General features: G+C 72.3%; 4 protein-coding genes. All 4 read left to right on the forward strand.

Translation table 11 applies throughout. The features are described from left to right. The first annotated feature begins 10 nt into the window (after positions 1-10). Complete coding sequence (locus BZL64_RS42225; RefSeq protein ID WP_425276076.1) at positions 11-445, forward strand: hypothetical protein; 435 nt, start codon at positions 11-13, stop codon at positions 443-445. Then, positions 442-8,700 (forward strand): SDR family NAD(P)-dependent oxidoreductase, encoded by an 8,259-nt coding sequence (locus BZL64_RS27660; RefSeq protein WP_086771905.1) that lies wholly within the window; start codon positions 442-444, stop codon positions 8,698-8,700. The genes BZL64_RS42225 and BZL64_RS27660 overlap by 4 nt, the downstream gene beginning before the upstream one ends. A gap of 14 nt (positions 8,701-8,714) precedes the next feature. Then, positions 8,715-17,753 (forward strand): non-ribosomal peptide synthetase, encoded by a 9,039-nt coding sequence (locus BZL64_RS27665; protein ID WP_086771906.1) that lies wholly within the window; start codon positions 8,715-8,717, stop codon positions 17,751-17,753. After that, positions 17,753-18,732: cytochrome P450 (locus tag BZL64_RS42045; protein ID WP_143663328.1), on the forward strand; the 980-nt coding region annotated here is incomplete at its 3' end. The genes BZL64_RS27665 and BZL64_RS42045, both read left to right, overlap by 1 nt.

An 18,732-nucleotide genomic window follows, 5' to 3' on the forward strand; every position in this document is an offset into this window, starting at 1 on the left:
TCCGGTTCCCCTGCCGTCCGGGCGGCACAGGGCCCCGCAATGGCCGACCGGAGTGGTCGGCGGTATTGCGCACTGCTCCGGATACCGTGCGACCGCGATGGCGCGGGCCGGTCGGCTGCATACCGTGGGCATAGACGCCGAGCAAAGTGGCCCCCTTTCCGCAAACCTGCTCGACCCGGTCGCCCTGCCGGCCGAACGAGGCCTTGTGGAACTGCGCGGTGCGCAGACCGACATCGATTCCGGCGGGTTCTTCTCCGCGCGGTTCCTGGTCCCCCCGCCCCAGGCGGCCGGTAATCCGGTATCCCGGCTCACATGGCACCGGATGCACCGCGACGGGTTCGCCCCGACAGCCATCGCTCTCCCTCCGCACGTAAACGAATCCCCGGTTCGCGCCACACGCACTCGGGCACTCTCGCGCGCCTTTCTTGGGACGGAAAACCGATGACCGCATTGCGCACGTTCACCGAGACCTTTACCGTCACCGCCGACAATCCCCTCTTGCACGGGCACGTCGTGTACGGCCGCAGCCTGATGCCCGGTGTCGGCTACGTGGACCTGGTGCTCCAAGTGCTCGCCCGGCAGGGACATCCCATGCCCGAGGTGGAACTGCGCAACCTCACCATCCTCGCGCCGCTCGTCGCCGGGCCCGGTGAGGCCGTCCTGACCACCGTCGAGGGGCGGCCCGCGGCCGGCGGGGGGCATCGCATCGAGGTGCGCAGCCGCCGCGCCCAGGACACCGCCGACGTCCTGCACGCCGTCGTCACCGCGCACCACCGCGGTGCCGTCGCCTTCACGGAGCGGCTCCCGCTGCCCGTCCAGGGCGTGGCCCGAAGCACCACCATGGACGAGATCTACACCTGGTGCCGGGAGTACGACCTCTTCCACTCGGGCCTGATGAAACTCGGCGGCGTGGTCCACCACCGTCCCGGCGACTGGATCGCCGAGCTGGAACTCGCGCCCGAACACCAGGACTCCACCGGCGCGTTCCTCTTCCACCCCGCCCTCTTCGAAGCCGGGCTCCTCGGCGGAGGCGTCGCCCTGGGCATGCTGCACGGGGACAACGACGGCCCCGGCCTCTACCTCCCGCTGATGTTCGACCAGTTCCGCGCGGCCGGGCCGCTCGGTGGGCGCTGCTACGTGCGGGTGCCCGCCGACTCCGTCCGCCGCGATGACGAACTCATCCGCCTGGTCGTGGAGTTCTATAACGAGGACGGCCGAAAGGTCGCCGAGGTCGGGCAGTTCGTCGCCAAGCGCATCCGGGCGGCCGGCGCGCTCGACGTCCGCGGCGGCACTCCCGGCGGGTCGTCCGGGGTCGTGGCTGGTGTTGGCGTGCCGGTGGTGGATTCGGTGGCTGTCTCGGGTGTGTTGCGGGAGTTGGTGGGTTCTCGGCTGGGTGTGTCTGCGGATGTGGTGGATGTGGGGTTGGGGTATTACGAGTTGGGGTTGGGGTCGGCTGATCTGTTGGGGTTGGTGGGGGAGTTGGAGGGGCGGCTGTCGGTGGAGTTGTCGCCGACGGTGATGTTCGAGCATCGGACGATCGCGGAGCTGGCGGCGTGGCTGGAGCCTCAGTTGCCTGCTGGTGCTGTCGCGTCGGCGCCGTCGGTGCCCGCTTCCGCCGCGTCGGCGCCGTCCGTGCCCGCTCCCGCCGCCCCTGCACCGGCCGTCCCCGTTTCCGCCGCGCCGTCGATGCCCGCGCAGGCCCCCGCCGGGGCTCCGGTCGGAAAGGTCCCGGCTCCGCCCGCTCCGGACACGTCCGACGCCGTCACCGCCGTACGCACCGCCCTCACCGAAGACGTGGCGGCCCTTCTCGGCGTGCACGCCGCCGATGTCCAGCCCGACGCGGAATTCGGTGAGTTCGGGCTGGACCTGGGCGGGCGGGCACGGCTCGCCGGGCGGGTGAACGAGCGGTACGGGCTGGCCCTGACTTCGGGCGTCTTCGGCGAGCACCGCACGCTGCAGGCCATGGCGGTCCACCTCGTCGGTGCCCACGGCGTCCGCAACACGCCCCCCGCCGGGAGCGACTCGCCGGGCACCTCCGTTCCGCGGACCCATCCGCTGCTCCAGCGGACCGTGCCCGGCGGCCCTGCGGACGAGATGACGTACGAGACCCGCTTCGACGGCTCGGAACCGTATCTGCGTGACCATCAGGTCCGCGGCGGCCTGGTGCTTCCGGGGGTCGCGCACCTGGAGATGGCGCGCGTGGCGGTCGCCCGGACGCTGGGCCGGGAGGACGCCGCCGCCGTCCGGCTGACCGACGTGGTGTGGCTCCGGGCCGCCGTGCACGGCCCCGACGGACTGACGCTGCGCGTACGCGTGCGCACCGGCGGACAGGGCTGCGCGTACGAGATCCTCGCCGTCGCCCCCGACGGTGCCACCACCCTGTGCGGCCAGGGCCGGGCGAGCCTCGCCGAGGACACCACCCCGCGCACCCTGCCCCTTGCCGAGCTGCGAGCCGCATGCGCCGGGACGACGTACTCCGGCGAGCACGTCTACGGCCTCTACGGCGGCCTCGGCCTGGAGTACGGCCCCTCGCAGCGGTCCCTGACCGAGTTGCGCACCGGCAGGGACGCGGAGGGACGCCGCCAGGTCCTGGCCGAGCTGCGCCTGCCGGAGCGGGCAGAACCGCTGCCCGGCGGCCTGCTGCACCCGAGCATCCTCGACGGCGCCCTCCAGAGCACCATCGGCCTGTGGCTGGGCGACGGCGGCTCGGCGACGCTCGCCCTGCCGTTCGCCCTCACCCGCGCCGATGCCCTGGCCCCCTCGCCCACCCGTGCGTACGCGTGGATCCGCCATCGGAGCGGCAGCGGCACCGACCGGGCCTCGGCCCGGCTGGACGTCACCGTCGTGGACGAACAGGGCCGTGTGTGTGCGGAGCTGACCGGTCTTTCCAGCCGTCCGCTGCCCACCGTCGAGACGCTGGCCGAGCCGGAGGCCGTACGCCCCGGTGACATCGCGGTCATCGGTGTGAGCGGCCGCTACCCCGAGGCCGCCGACCTGGAGGAGTTCTGGCAGAACCTGCGCGAGGGCCGCGACTGCGTGCGCGAGGTTCCCGCCGGCCGCTGGGACCACGGCCGGTACGCCGAGGCCGGCGCCGGCGCCTGGGGCGGATTCCTCGACGACATCGACCGGTTCGACCCGCTGTTCTTCCACATATCGCTGCTGGAGGCCGACTACCTCGACCCGCAGGAACGGCTGTTCCTGCAGTGCGCCCACCACACCCTGGAGGACGCCGGATACACCCCCGACCGGCTCTCGCACGGCGCGAAGGTCGGCGTGTTCGTCGGTGTGATGTACCAGGAGTACCAGCTTCTGGGAGCCCAGGCCCAGGAGCGCGGCAGGCCCGACGCCCTGTGGGGCAGCGCCTCCACGGTCGCCAACCGGGTGTCGTACTTCTACGACTTCCACGGCCCGAGCATGGCCGTGGACACCATGTGTTCGTCCAGTCTCACCGCCGTCCACCTGGCCTGCGAAGCCATCCGCAGCGGTCAGTGCGACACCGCTCTCGCAGGCGGCGTCAACCTCACCCCGCACCCCAACAAGCATCTCGTGCTCGGTCAGCGCAAGTTCCTCTCCAGTGACGGCCGGTGCCGCAGCTTCGGCGAGGGCGGCGACGGCTATGTGCCCGGCGAGGGCGTCGGCGCCGTCCTCCTCAAACCGCTGGAGCGAGCCATCGCCGACGGCGACCAGATCCACGGGGTGATCAAGGGCACGGCGGTGAACCACGGGGGACGCACTTCCGGGTACTCGGTGCCCACTCCGGTCGCCCAGGGCAAGGTCATCGCCGAGGCGCTCACCGCCGCCGGGGTCGACCCCCGCGCCCTCAGCTACCTGGAGGCCCACGGCACGGGCACGTCCCTGGGGGACCCGATCGAAGTCAGCGGTCTGGAACAGGCGTTCAGCCGGGCCGGCGGCGCACCCGAACAGCTCGCGATCGGCTCCGTGAAGTCCAACATCGGGCACCTGGAGTCCGCCGCCGGCATCGCAGCCCTCACCAAGGTGCTGCTCCAGATGCGCCACGGCGAACTCGTGCCGAGCCTGCACTCCGCGACCCTCAACCCGCACATCGACTTCGACCGCACCCCCCTGCGCGTCCAGCGGACCCTGCAACCATGGCCGCGCCCCGCGCTGGAGGGCCGCACGCTGCCGCGGGTCGCCGGGGTGTCCAGTTTCGGCGGCGGCGGCTCCAACGCCCACGTCGTCATCGCCGAGTACCGGCCGCCGGCCCGCCCGGCCGTGGCTCCGGCCACCGGCCGCCCCGTGCTGCTGGTGCTGTCCGCCAAGAGCGAGGCCCAGCTCGCCGAACAGGCCCGCCGCCTGCACGCCCGGCTCGGCGAGGCCGCCGACGCGGACCTGCCCGCGATCGCCTGGACCCTGCAGACCGGACGCATGGCTCTGGAGGAGCGCCTCGCCTTCGCCGCGACCTCCCTCGCCGAGGCCCGCGAGCAGCTCGCCGCCTTCGCCGCCGGCCCCGCCGTGACCGGCCCCTGGCACCGGGGCACCGTCAGCCCGGTTCGTCCCGCCGACACCGCGGCGGTGCGCGCCGCCCTGAACGCCTGGACAGGGCAGGGATCGTACGAGGACCTGCTCGCCCGGTGGGCCGACGGCGCCGAGGTGCGCTGGGAGGACACCTGGCCCGCCGGCAGCGCCGTGCGCCGCGTCAGCCTGCCCGGCTATCCCTTCGCCCGCGAACGCTGCTGGTTCGACCTCGACACGCAGGGCGCACCGCACCGGCCCGCACCACCCACCGGCTCCGCGTCCGCCGACGGCGCCCACGGCCCCGACGTGGTGCTGCTGCGGCCGGAGTGGGCCGACCGACAGGCCCCGGCCGGAGCCGCGGGCGTCTTCGCGGAACGGCACGTCGTCGTGCTCGGCCTCGGCGCCGACGGCGACCGCGACACCCTGCGGGCCGCCCTGCCCCCAGGGACCGAGTGCACTGTTCTCGACGTCGCCGACGGCCCACCGGACCGGCAGTACACAGACGCCGTACGGCAGGTGTTCACGCTGGCACGGCGACTCCTGGAGCAGGGCGTGCGCCGGCCCGCCCTGCTCCAGGTGGCGGCCGTGGGCGACAGCGACCGGCCGGCCTGTCTCAGCGGCCTGGGTGCGCTGCTGCGCACCGCCCACCTGGAGAACCCCAAGCTGCACACCCAGTACCTGGAGTGCCTGGACGGCGCCTCGCCCGCCACCGTTGCCGCCCGCCTCACGGCCGAGGCCACCACCGCCCCGGAGCCCGAGGTACGCCACCACGACGGCCGCCGCCAGGTCCGCCGCCTCACCGAGGTCACCGCCGCCCGGCCGGCCGCCGCGCCCTGGCGGGAGGACGGCGTCTACCTCATCACCGGCGGCATCGGCGGACTCGGTCTGATCACGGCACGGGACATCGCCGCCACCGTCGGCCGCGCGACCGTGGTCCTCGCCGGCCGTTCCCCGCTGACCGACGAGCGGCGCGCGGTACTGGAGGACCTGCGCACCACCGGCCTGACCGTCCGCTACGAGACCGTCGACGTGGCGGACCGGGACGCGCTCGGCGCCCTGCTCGCCCGGACGACCGCGGACCACGGCCCGCTGACCGGCGTGCTGCACGCCGCCGGCGTCATCGAGGACAACTTCGTGGTCCGCAAGAGCCCCGGCGAACTCGACCGGGTCCTCGCTCCCAAGGTCGCCGGTCTGGTCCACCTGGACGAGCTGACCCAGGAGCAGCCACTGGAGCTGTTCCTCTGCTTCTCGTCCCTCGCCGGAGCCTTCGGCAACCCCGGCCAGAGCGACTACGCCGCCGCCAACGCCTTCATGGACGCCTACGCCGCACAACGCGCCCGGCTCGTCGACGCGGGCCTGCGCAGCGGCCGTACCGTGTCCGTCAACTGGCCGCTGTGGGACGAGGGCGGCATGGGCGCCGAGGGCCCCGTCCGCGAGCAGCTGCGCGCCCTGGGCCTGGCCCCCCTCGACACCGAACGTGGCCTGGCCGCCCTGCACCAGGCCCTGGCCGGCGCCGCGGGCGGTGTCACGGAGGGCAGGCTGCTCGTGGTGGCGGGCGACCGTGAGGCACTGCTGACCCGGCTGACGGAGCGTGCGGGGGAGGCGGCGCCGCGGACCGTGGCGGCCCCGGCACCGGAAGCCCTCGCGCCCGCCACAGCCGCCGGCGGCGGATCCGCACCGTCCGTCGAGGACCGTGCCGTGGCCCATCTCAGGCGCGTACTGGCCTCCGCCCTCGGACTCGGTCCCGAGCGCCTCGACCCCGACACCCCGCTGGAGCGGTACGGCATGGACTCCGTGCTCGCCGTGACCATGGTCCAGCCGCTGGAGGACACCTTCGGACCGCTGCCGCGCACGCTGCTCTTCGAGGTGCGGACGGTGCGCGGGCTGGCCGGGTACTTCGCGGACGAGCACGCGCAGGCGCTGCGCGCACTCGTCGGCGAGCCGGCGCCCGAGGCCGCCCTGCGCGAGGCCCCGCAGCCGCGGACCGCCGCACCCGTGACGGCTCCGTCGAACACCACCGCCCCCGCCCCGGTCCCGACCCCGGCGGGCCAGGACATCGCCGTCATCGGCATCGGCGGACGCTACCCGCACGCCGATGACCTGGACGCCTTCTGGGCCGCGCTGCGCGAGGGCCGGGACTGCGTCACCGAGGTCCCCGCGGACCGCTGGAAGACCGACGGCGGCGCCCGGTACGGCGCCTTCCTCGACGGCATCGACCGGTTCGACCCGCTGCACTTCGGCATCTCGCCCCGCGAGGCCTCGGCGATGGACCCGCAGCAGCGGCTGTTCCTGGAGACCGTGTGGCACCTGCTCGAACAGGGCGGCGTCACCCAGGAGGTGATCGAGCGCCGCTACGGACGACGCGTCGGCGTGTACGTCGGAGCCGCCTACCAGATGTACCGGGCGGACGCCTCCGAACCGGTGCTCGCGGCGCTCACCTCGTCCGCCTCGTACAACCTGATCGCCAATCGCGTCTCGCACTTCTTCGGCCTCGAAGGCCCGAGCCTCGCCGTGGACAGCATGTGCACCTCCTCGGCGATGGCCGTCCACCTCGCCTGCGCCGACCTGCTGCGCGGCGAGTGCGAGCTGGCCGTCGCGGGCGGGGTCAACCTGACCGTGCACGAGGACAAGTACGTCGCACTCTCGGAGATGCAGCTGCTCGGCACCCATCCGGGCAGCCGCAGCTTCCGCGACGGCGACGGCTACCTGCCCGCCGAGGCGGTCGGCGCCGTTCTGCTCAAGCCGCTGGACGCGGCGCTGCGCGACGGCGACACCGTCCTCGCGGTCCTCAAGAGCACGTCGTCGCTGCACGCGGGCCGCTCCAACGGCTTCATGACACCCAGCCACCGCACCCAGGTCGCGACCATGAGCCGGGCGCTGGAGCGGGCCGGTGCCGAACCCGGCTCCATCGGCTACGTCGAGTCCGCCGCCAACGGCACCGCCTTCGCGGACGAGGTGGAACTGCGCGCCCTGCGCGAGGTGTTCGCCGGTGTCCCCGCCCCGGTGCCGGTCGGCGCCGTGAAGTCGAACCTCGGGCATCCCGAGGCGGCCTCCGGCATCGCCCAGCTCACCAAGGTCGTCCTGCAGCTCCAGCATGGTCAGATCGCACCGCTCGTCGACGTCGGCACCGCCAACCCCCGGTTGAACCTGGACGGTTCACCGCTCGAACTGTGCGACCGGCTGACCGACTGGGAGCCACGGGGCGGCACGGACACCGGCGGCCCGTCCCGGCCCCGTCGTGCCCTCATCAACTGCGTGGCGGCGGGCGGCAGCCACGTCAGCATGGTCGTGGAGGCACCGCCGGCCGCCGTCGAGGTCCGGACCGTGACCCCGGACACCGCGCCGCAGGTCGTCGTGGTCTCCGCCCGGACCGAAGAGCGCCTGCACGCGGCGGTACTGCGCCTGCTCGACCACCTGGCGGACCTGCCCGGCGAGGACGGCGGCGACTCCACCGTGAGCCTCGCGGACATCGCCTACACCACACAGCTGGGCCGCGAGCCGCTGTCCGAGCGGCTCGCCGTGGTGGCCGCCGACCGTGCCGAACTGGCCCAGGCGCTCGCCGGACACCTGGCGGGCACCGCCACGACCGCACCCGTCCACCGGGGCAACGCCGGGGACGACCCAGGCCCCTGGACCTCCGTTCTGTCCGGCGCCCGGGGCGAGGCCTTCCTCGCCGGGCTCGCCGAGGACCGGGCCCTGGAGGAACTGGCCGCCCTGTGGGTGCGCGGGGTCCGGGTGCCCTGGAGCGGGCTGCACACCGGGCGGCGCCAGGTGGTGCCCCTGCCGGCCACCGCGTTCGAGGCGGGCAGCTACTGGGTCGGACGCGACCCACAGGCGGCCGTACCGGACAGGAGGGCACAGGAACCCGCGCCGACCGCCGGCGCCGTCACCGACGCCGAGCAGACCATGCGGCAGGCCTGGGCCGACGTCCTCCAGGTCGACGCGGCCACGCTGACCGCACGGACCGACTTCTTCTCGCTCGGCGGCAACTCGTTGCTGGCCACCCGGCTGATCAACCTGCTCAAGGAGCGGGCGGGCGTCGAGCTGCCGGTCGAAACGGTCTTCGCCACGCCGCGCCTTCACGACATGGCCCGGGAACTGGGCGAACGGTTCCTCGTGGCAGGGGACACGAGCACGGCGGAGCTGGATCTGATCCTCGGAAGCATCGCCCTTGTCGAGCACATGAGCGACGAGGAGCTGGACGCGCTGGACATCGAGAACTGAGGCGGGCGACGACGATGGGCACCACCAGTCAGGACAACGGCCTTGATCTCATCCGCAGGATCCGCTCCCTGCCCCAGAAGCGGCAGCGCGCCCTGATCGCGCTGCTGCGCAAGCAGGGCGTCGACCTCTCCGCGCTGGAGACCATCCCCAGGCAGTCCCGGACCGACGGCACACCGGTGCCGCTCTCCTTCACCCAGCAGCGGCTGTGGTTCCTCGCCCAGCTGGACGGCACCAGCGCCGCCTACAACATCCCCATGGCGATGCGGCTGCGCGGACGCCTCGACCGCCCCGCACTGCTGCGCGCCCTGGAGGCGGTCGTCCAGCGGCACGAGGTGCTGCGCACCCGGTTCGCCGACGACGGTGGCGTACCGCGCCAGGTCATCGGCGACGGCAGCGACTTCACGGTCGCCGAGGAGGAGCTGACCGACCCGGCGCGGCTCGCCGCGCTCTGTCGCGACGAGGCCGCCGCCCCGTTCGACCTGGGGCGCGGGCCACTGATCCGGGTACGGCTGCTGCGGCAGTCGGAGCAGGAGCACCACCTGCTCGTCACCGCGCACCACAGCGTGTCCGACGGCTGGTCGGCCGGCGTCTTCTTCCGCGACCTGGTCGCCCTGTACGAAGCGTTCTGCACGGGCCGCCCGGACCCGCTGGAGCCGCTGCCCGTGCAGTACGCGGACTACGCGCACTGGCAGCGTGAGCGGCTCGCAGGCGAGCTGCACGACCGTCAGACGGACTACTGGAAACGCCGGCTGGCCGGGATCGACCCGCGGCTGACGCTGCCCGCCGACCGGGAGCGGCCGCGCGTGAAGACCCACGCGGGGGCCCGCGAGAACCTCACCTGTCCCGCAGAGGTGCTGAGCGCCCTGCGCGACGTCGCCAAGGCGCACGAAGCCACCCTGTACATGACCCTGCTGGCCGCCTACACCGTCGTCCTCAACCGCTACACCCGCCAGACGGACATCGCCGTCGGCACGGTCGTCGCCAACCGCGGGCGACGCGAGGTCGAGGATCTCATCGGCTTCTTCGCCAACACCCTGGTGATGCGCGCGGACCTCGCGGGCGACCCGCACTTCAGCGATCTGCTGGCCCAGGTGAAGAAGACCGCACTGGAGGCGTACGACCATCAGGAAGTCCCCTTCGAGGCCGTCGTGGAAGCCCTGGACACCGAGCGCAGCCTCGCTCACTCGCCCGTCTTCCAGACGATGTTCGTCCTCCAGGAGGCACAGACCGAACGCGACGTCACCCTCGGCGGTCTGGAGGTCACCCCGGTCGACTTCGATCTCAGCTTCACCAAGTTCGACCTGACGGTCGACCTACGGGAGTCCCCCGACGGCCTGGTCGGCACCGTCGAGTACAACCCCGACCTGTACGACCGCGAGACCATCCGGCGCTTCATCGGTCACTACACCCGGCTGCTCGCCGCAGTCGCCGACGATCCGGCGCTGCCGGTGTCCCGACTCGCGATGATCGACGCCGAGGAGCGGCGCCAGGTGGTCGAGGTGTTCAACGACACCGAGCGGTCCTTCAGCGACGACCGGTGCCTGCACGAACTGTTCGAGGAGCGGGTGGCCCGCCACCCCGAGCGCACGGCCCTGGTCACCACCGACCGCTCATGGACGTACGCCGAACTCGACGCCTGGGCCGACCGGATCGCCCGCGGACTGCGCCGGCACGGTGTCGGGCCGGACACGCTCGTCGGCCTGCACGCCGAGCGTTCCGCCGAAATGGTCGCGGGAATCCTGGGCGCCCTGAAGGCCGGGGGCGCCTACATGCCGATCGAGCCGTCCTACCCGGCGGCCCGCCGGAGCGACCTCGTGGACCACTCCGGGGTCACTGTGGTCCTCACCCAGCCGCACCTGGACGCCGAACCACTGGACCGCGTCGAGCACCTGCTCGTCCTGCACCCGGACGGCACCCTGCGCGACCGGGCGGGTGCGGACGTCCACGAGTCCCGTGACGTGGACGTTCCCACGGCCGAACCGGGTGGACATCCGGGGAACCTGGCGTACGTGATCCACACCTCCGGCTCCACGGGCCGCCCCAAGGGTGTGATGATCGAGCACCGGGCCGTGGTGAACCGCATCGAGTGGATGCAGAACGAGTACCGGCTCACCGGTGACGACGTCGTCCTGCAGAAGACCCCCTACAGCTTCGACGTGTCCGTCTGGGAGTTCTTCTGGCCGCTGCTCCACGGCGCCCGTCTCGCCATCGCCGCGCCCGGCGGTCACCGCGACGCGGCCTACCTGGTCTCCGCCGTCCGCGCGTTCGGCGTGACCACCCTGCACTTCGTGCCGTCGATGCTGCGCGGCATCGTCGAGGAGCCGGGCTGGGCGCGGTGCACGACCGTACGACAGGTGTTCTGCAGCGGCGAGGCGCTGCCCCCGGACCTGTGCGCACGCCACTACGAGCAGCACACCGCGCCGCTGCACAACCTGTACGGGCCCACCGAGGCAGCCGTCGACGTCAGCCACTGGACCGTCCCCGCCGACGGCACACTGCGCGCCGTCCCCATCGGCCGGCCGATCCAGAACATCCAGCTGCACGTGCTCGACGAGGCCCTCGCGCCGCAGGGCGTCGGCTGCGTCGGCGAGCTGTACATCGCCGGCGCGGGGCTGGCCCGCGGCTACCTGCACCAGCCCGAGCTGACCCGCGAACGGTTCGTGCCCAACCCGTTCGACGCTTCCCCCGGCGCCCGCATGTACCGCACCGGCGACCTGGTGCGCCGACTGCCCGACGGCGACCTGGAGTTCCTCGGCCGTGCCGACGACCAGGTCAAGGTGCGCGGCTTCCGCATCGAGCCGGGCGAGATCGAGCACCGGCTCACGGAGCACCCCTCGGTCCGCTCCTCGGCCGTCCTGGTCCGTGAGGACCAGCCCGGCAGCCCCCGCCTGGTCGCCTACGTGGTGCCCGAAGCCGGACACGCCCTCGCCGACCACCGGGGCGACCTGATCCGGCACCTCGAGGGCGCACTGCCCGAGTACATGGTGCCGAGCGCGTACGTCGAACTCGCGGCCCTGCCGGTGACCGCGCACGGCAAGCTCGACCGCCGCGCCCTGCCCGCCCCCGGCATCGAAGCCTTCGCGCAGCGCGACTACGTCGCACCCGTCACCGACACCGAACGGCACCTGGCCGACATCTGCGCCGAACTCCTCGGCTTCGACGCCGGCCGGGTCAGCACCGACGACAACTTCTTCGCCCTCGGCGGCCATTCCCTGATGATCACGGTGTTGGTGGCGCGGCTGAAGGACATCGGTCTGCACATCACCGTCCAGGACGTCTTCACCGCGCCCACGCTGGCCGAGCTGGCGGCACGCATCGACGCCACCGGGGCGGTGCCCGCGCACACCGTCCCGGCCAACCGGATCCCGGAGGGCTGCGAGCGCATCACCCCCGACCTGCTCGCGCTGATCGACCTGACACAGGAGCAGATCGACACCGTCGTGGCCGCCGTACCCGGTGGGGCGGCCGGCATCCAGGACATCTACCCCCTGCTGCCCACGCAGGAGGGCATTTTCTTCCACCACCTGATGGACCCGGACAACGACCCGTATCTCGTCTCCACCCTCTACGTGGCCGAGGACGAGCAGGCGTGCGCCCGGTTCATCGACTCGCTGCAGCGCATCGTCGACCGCCACGACGTGATGCGCACCGCCGTTCTCACCGCCGGCCTGCCCGAACCGGTCCAGGTCGTGCACCGGACCGCGCGGCTGCCCGTGGAGCGGACCATGCTCGCCGCCGGCCGGGACCCCGAGGAGCAGGCGAGGGAACTGCTCGCGCGCCAGGAACGCATGCGCCTCGACAGCGCGCCGCTGCTGCGCCTGGTCGTCGCGGAGGAGCCGCACTCACAGCGGCGCCACCTGCTCCTGACCGCCCACCATCTCATCGAGGACGCCACCTCCCTGCGACTGATCCTCCAGGAGCTGGCCGTGCACATGGCGGGCCGCGTCGACCTGCTGTCCACCCCGGCGCCCTACCGCGACTTCGTCTCCCACACCCTGGCCAGGCACACCGAGGACGACACGGTGGCCTACTTCCGGGCAACCCTCGGGGACGTCACGGAACCCACGACGCCGTTCGGCCTCACCGACGTGCACGGCAACGGCCGGCGGGTCGGACGGTTGCGCAGGGCTCTGCCCGATCCTCTCGCACGCGACCTGCGCGCCCAGGCCCAGCGTCTGCGGGTGAGCCCCGCCTGTCTCTTCCACGCGGCGTGGGCCTGCTTCGTCGCCGCCACCAGCGGGCGCGACGACGTGGTGTTCGGCGCCGTGATGTCCGGGCGCCTGCAAGGAGTGCCCGGGGTGGAACGCATGCTAGGCAACTTCATCAACACGCTTCCGCTGCGCACCCGGCTAGCCGGCCGGACCGTGAGCGAGCTGATCGCGGACGTCGACTCCGGGCTGCGGGAGCTGATCGCACGGGAACAGAGCCCTCTGAGCCTGGTCCAGCGGTGCAGCGGCCTGGAGGGCGACGCCCCCCTGTTCAGCGCCGTGGTCAACTTCCGTCACTTCGAGGCGGAACACGTCGACGGGCTGCCGCGCACCGAAGACCACGGGGTGCGCTTCCTCGCGGCCGTGGACGCCATCAACTACCCCGTGACGGTGTCGCTCGACGACTTCGGCACCGAGCTGTCGCTGGACGTCCAGGTCGAGGAGTCGGTGACCTGCGAGGCGGTGGCCGACTGTCTCGAAACCGCGTTGGCGGGACTTGTCGACGCCCTCATCACGGACGACGGGAGAGGTACCGCCGCACTGGACGTCGATGTCCTGCCTGCCGGCGACCGGCAGCGCCTGGCCGAGTGGAACGACACCGCGGTACCCCTCCCGCACGAGACGCTGCCCGCCGCGTTCGAGGCGCAGGTCGCACGTACTCCGGACCGCACCGCGCTGGTCTTCGAGGGCCGCACCCTGACGTACGCGGAACTGAACACCCGTGCCAACCGGCTCGCGCACTGGCTGATCGAGCGGGGCGCCGCGCGCGGGCAGCGGGTCGCGATCCGGATACCGCGCTCGTTCGAACTCGTGGTGGCCGTCTACGCGGTGGTGAAGACCGGAGCGGCGTACCTGCCCCTGGAGACCGACCTTCCGGACGAGCGCGTAGAGCAGGTGCTCGCCGACAGCGTGCCGCTGCTCGTTCTGGAGGAGCTGCCGGACACCACCGGCTGCCGGGACGACGACCCCCGGACCGAGGTGGGCAGGGACGACGCCGCCTACGTGCTCTACACCTCTGGTTCCACGGGCCGGCCGAAGGGCGTGGTGATCCCTCACCGTGCGGGCCTGAACTGGACCGCATGGAAGCAGAGTCACTACGGCATGGGCGGCGAGGACCGGATGCTGTTGAAGACGTCGGTCGGCTTCGACGTCTCGGTGCCCGAGCTGTTCTGGCCACTCCAGGTCGGAGCGGCCGTGGTGATCGCCCGCCCTGACGGACAGAAGGATCCGGAGTACCTCGCACGTCTGATTCGCGACGAGCGGATCACCGACCTCCATTTCGTCCCGTCCATGCTGGCCGAGTTCCTGTCGGAACCGACCGCGGAACTGTGCACCGGCCTGCGCCGTGTCGAGACCGCGGGCGAAGCGCTCCCGGTCGAGCTCGCCGAACGGTTCGCACGCGTGCTGCCGGACACCGAACTGCACAACCTGTACGGGCCCACCGAGGGAGGACCCGTCACCGCCTGCCGCTACCGGGCCGAGTCCGCAGCGACGGCCGTGCCCATCGGTCCCCCGGTGTGGAACACCCGGGTGTACGTGCTGGACGAGGCGCTGCGACAGGTACCGCTCGGAGTGCCGGGTGAGCTGTACGCCGCCGGCGACGGCATGGCCAGTGGCTATCTGAACCGGCCGGAGCTGACCGCCGAGCGGTTCGTGGCCGATCCGTTCGGCTCCGGAACACGCATGTACCGCACCGGTGACCTCGTGAAGTGGCGTGCCCAGGGCACGCTCGACTACCTCGGCCGTGTCGACGACCAGGTCAAGGTGCGCGGCTTCCGCGTGGAACCCGGCGAAGTCGCGAACGTGCTGCTCACGCACCCCGCGGTGCACCGTGCCGTGGTGGTCCCCCAGGGGAGCGGCGCCGCCCGCACGCTCGCCGCCTACGTGAGCCCGACCACCGGGTGGCTGCACACCGCTGACCGGGAGGAGAACGCCGCCCACCTCGAACACTGGCGGCAGCACGGCGACGACCGGTATGCGTCCGGCACCGGATCCGCCGACCAGGGACCAGTCGACCAGGGAACCGTCGAGGCCGCGGCCCGGCACCTGCGGCGCATACGCCCCAAGCGGGTGCTGGAGATCGGCTGCGGGCGGGGCGAGCTGCTCCTGCGCTACGCGGCGGACTGCGCTTCGGTGCACGCGCTCGACCCGTCGGCCACGGCGCTGGACGCGGCCCGCCGCGGGGTCGCGGACCACGGTTGGCCGCACGTCACCCTGGCGCAGGGGGACGCGTGGTCCGCGGGGGAGCTGCCCGGCGAGAAGTTCGACACGATCGTGCTCAACTCGGTGGTGCGGCACTTCCCCAACGAGGAGTACCTGGAGGACGTACTCGCCCGCCTGGTCCCGCTGCTGGAGGACGGCGGCAGCATTCTCGTCGGCGGTGTCCGGAACCTGGATCTGTTCACCGCCCAGCTCTGCGCGGCGCAGTGGGACGGTGCGGAGCCCGGCGGCACGTCCGACGTGGCCACCCGGGTGCGGCGCGGCCGGCGCCGGGAGCGGGAACTGCTCGTCAGCCCGACGTACTTCGCGCGGCTGCCGGATCGCCTCCCCGAACTCGGGGCGGTCGACCTCGTCGTCGGGCGGGGCGAGGGAGACAGCGAGGCCCTCGCCTACCGCTACGACGTGATCCTGCGCAAGGACGCCGCGCCGGGCGCCGCCCTGCCGTGGCTGGAGTCCGCTTCCCCGGCGGAGCTGCGCGCACTCCTGGACGGCGAGGTCCCCGACCGGTTCGGGGTGAGCGGCCTGACGAACCCCCGCGTCACCGATGCCGTGCGCCTCGGCGCGGAGCTAGGGCGCGGGCCGCGTCTCCGGGCGGCCGAACCCGTCGTGTCCCGATCGCGGTCGGCGGACGAGGTCCGGGAGCTCGAAGCCGTTCTCCGGCACGCCGAGGAACTCGGCTTCCAGGTGGCGGCCACCTGGTCGCAGGACCGGCTCGACGGCCTGGACCTGGTGCTCGGCAGGTGTGAACTGCCCCGCGTACGGGCGCGTGAGCCCTACCGGGCACCCGCGGCGACCAATCATCCGCAGCTGGCCGGCAGAGGGCCGTCACTGGCCCGCGCCCTCAAGGCGCACCTCTCCGCGCAGCTGCCGCACTACATGGTGCCCGGCGTGTTCGTGATCCTCGACGAACTGCCCGTCACGCCGAACGGCAAGGTCGACAAGCGGGCCCTGCCGGCCCCGGACGAGACCGACGTGACCAAGGAACGGTACGTCGCCCCGCAGACCGAGGCGCAGCGCGCACTGTGCCGGATCGTCGCCGACGTCCTCGGACTAACCCGGGTGGGCCTCCAGGACAGCTTCTTCGATCTCGGCGGACACTCCTTGCTCGCGACCCGGCTCACCCTGCGGCTCAAGGAGGAGACCGGCGCCGAGCTGCCGCTCCAGCTGATCTTCAGCGGGGCCACCGTCGAAGAGATGTCCGCCGTCCTGGAGCAGCCCACGGAGCACAAGAGCGGACCGTCGGTCCGAGCCGATCGGGCAGAGGCCGACGAGGCCGGGGAGCGGGGTCCGGCGCCCATCACGCTCCAACAGCGCGACCTGTGGTTCCTCAACCGGCCAGCGCACCTGGGAACGGCGCACGACAACGTCCAGCTGGCATTCCGCATCAACGGCTCCCTGGACCGGGAGGCCTACGCGCGCGCCGTGGGAGCGCTGGTGGAACGGCACGCGGTCCTGCGCACCGGCTATTCCCGGTACGAGGGCACGGTGACCCAGAACGTCCACCCCGCCGACGGCTTCGCGGTACGGCGGGCGGCCGTCGAGGAGGAGGCGGTCACCCAGTGGCTGCGTGCCGAGCGGCTGCGTCCCTTCGCGCCGGAGGACCGGTACGCGATCCGCGCCCACCTGATCACGGTGTCCGACGATCAGCACATCGGGGTGCTGACCCGGCCCTGGGGCGTCTTCGACGGCTGGTCCGTGAACGTCGTGCTGGCGGAGCTGCTCGTGCTGTACCGCGCGCTCAGCCTGGGGAAGGCAGCCGAGCTGCCCGAACTGCCGCTGTCCTACGCACGGTTCGCCCGCTGGCAGGCGCTCACGACCGACGCCGCGGAGCTCGCCCGCCAACAGAGCTACTGGCGGCGGCAACTGGCCGGGCTTCCGGCCTGTCTGCCGCTGCGTACCGACTACGAGCGATGCCCGGTCAAGACGTACCAGGGATCGTCGGTGGATCTGCGGGTCTCCGCCGAACTGCTGGAACGTCTGGGCCGGTTGAGCCAGGAGCAGGGCGTCACCCTCTACATGACCCTGCTGTCGGCCTTCGCCGTTCTGCTGGGCGGGCACACGGACGGCAGCGAACTGGTCGTCGGAACCGCGGTGTCGAACCGGCCGCGGGCCGAACTGGAGGGTGTCGTCGGCTACTTCGTCAATCTGGTGGCGCTCCGCCTCGACGTGCCCGCGGACCGTTCCTTCCCCGAGGTCCTTGAGCGCACCAGGCGCGTCACCACCGAGGCGCACGATCACAAGGACCTGCCGTTCCCCGACCTCGTCCGGGCCCTGGTGCCCAGTCCCGACCCCGGCTGCTCCCCGTTGTTCCAGGTGATGTTCAACCTGCTTCCCGCCGCCGCCCCCACCGGGTCCGGCGGTGACGGAACGGACCTTCAGGTGCTGCCCGTCCGTCCCGCGACCACGACCACGAAGTACGACCTCAACCTCGTCGTGGAAGAAACGGAGTCCGGGCTGCGGGGCTACCTGGAGTTCAGCACCGACCTCTTCTCCCCGCAGACCGTCGAGCGCATGGCGCGCACGTACGAGCGGTTGCTGGCGGAGATCGTCGCGTCCCCGCGATCGGACGTGGCCCGTCTGCGTGCCGCCACGGCGGCGACGCCGGACTCACCAGGGACACCGTGATGACCAATCCCTTCGACAGACCGGACTGCGACTACCTCGTCCTCGTCGACGACCGGCGGCAGCACTCGCTGTGGCCCTCGGCCCTCGATGTCCCGGCCGGCTGGACCGTGGCCTTCGGGCCCGCGGGGCGGCCGGACTGCCTGGAGTTCACCGCGACGGCCCGGCCGGATCCGCGTCCGGCGAGCGCATGCCCGGTCGGGCACCGGCCGGCCCGGCCGGCACCCGTATCACCCGACGCGTCAGGCCCGCAGGCGGCGGCCCGGCACGAAAGCATCAGAAGGAGCGACAGCATCATGACCGCGAGTACTTCGACGGTTTCGGCGCCTCCCACCATGGCGGGGCATCCGCTGTTCGGGTCGCTGATGGACCTCCAGCGGGACACGTTGGGCACCTACCTCAAGGCGCTGCGCGACCACGGTGACGTGGTCCGCTTCACGGTGGGTCCGCCGGGTATGCGGGCGGAGTTCTACGGCGTGTTCTCCGCGGACGGTGCTCAGCAGGTGCTGGCGTCCTCGGCGCAGACGTTCAGCAAGGAGAACAGGTTCCTCGGGGAGCTGCGGCAGTCGTTCGGCAACGGGCTGCTCACCAGCATGGGGGACGAATACCTGCGCCAGCGCCGCATGCTCCAGTCGCTGTTCACGCCTCGTCAGGTGAGCAACTACGGCTCGGAGATCACGCAGGAGACCGGCAGCCTCGTCGAGCGGTGGCGGACCGCACCGGACGCGACCGTCGACGTGGCGGAGGAGATGACGGGGCACACGCTGCGGACGATCTCCCGCATCCTCTTCGGCCGTAAGAACGACGTGGACGCGATGGTTCCCACCGTCCAGCGCAACTTCCCGCGGATCAACGCCTACGCGGTCAAGCGGGCCTTCGCCCCGGTGAACCTGTCCCGGAAGATGCCCACGCCGGGCAATCTGCGCGCCGCGAAGGCGCACCGTGAGCTGTACGAGGTGTGTGACGAGATCATCTCGGCCCG

The organism is Streptomyces bobili (genome assembly GCF_002154575.1).
Taxonomy (GTDB): Bacteria; Actinomycetota; Actinomycetes; order Streptomycetales; family Streptomycetaceae; genus Streptomyces; species Streptomyces bobili.